The sequence below is a fragment of the Aquibium sp. A9E412 genome (genome assembly GCF_030398335.1).
Lineage (GTDB): Bacteria > Pseudomonadota > Alphaproteobacteria > Rhizobiales > Rhizobiaceae > A9E412.
In genome coordinates this window covers 1-544 of record NZ_JAOAOP010000151.1, presented here as the reverse complement: position 1 = coordinate 544, position 544 = coordinate 1, and the positions used below count along the sequence as shown (strand labels likewise).

Genomic DNA, 544 nt, shown 5'->3' with positions numbered 1-544 from the left:
TGATCCCCGAGCCCGAGCCCATGGAATATGTGCGCATCTGCGACGTCTACGGCGCCGGCTTCTTCTACATCCCGGGCACCGAGACCTGCCTGCGCGTCTCCGGCTACGTCTGGTACCAGATCGCCGCCGGCACCTTTGGCGGCGACGCGCTGACCGCGGGCGGTGGCGCTCCGCTGGCGCCGTTCGCTTCGATCGGCACCGAGACCGTCGGCTACAACGACAGCGTCGCCGACGACGGCTGGATGGTTTCGACCCGCGCCCGTCTGAACGTCGACGCGCGTTCGGAGACCGAGTGGGGCACGCTGCGCGCCTATCTGCGCTACCAGGCCACCTGGGGCGCCCCGGCCGACGGCAACGCCACGGTCGACCAGGCCTACATCGAGCTCGGCGGCCTCATCATGGGTTACACCGAGTCGTTCTGGGCCGACTCCAAGATCGGCGGCGCCGCCAACTACGGCTCGCACTCCTGGGGTGGCATGTACTACGGCTACCAGCAGCGCCACCTGATCGGTTACCGCTTCGAGGGCGGCAACGGCTTCTTCGG

General features: G+C 68.6%; 1 protein-coding gene. It reads left to right on the top strand.

Annotated features, from left to right (window positions below; translation table 11 throughout):
- Positions 1–20 precede the first annotated feature (20 nt).
- Positions 21–544, top strand: a 524-nt coding sequence (locus N1F89_RS20655) for a porin (RefSeq protein WP_290086391.1), incomplete at its 3' end; no start/stop codon positions are given.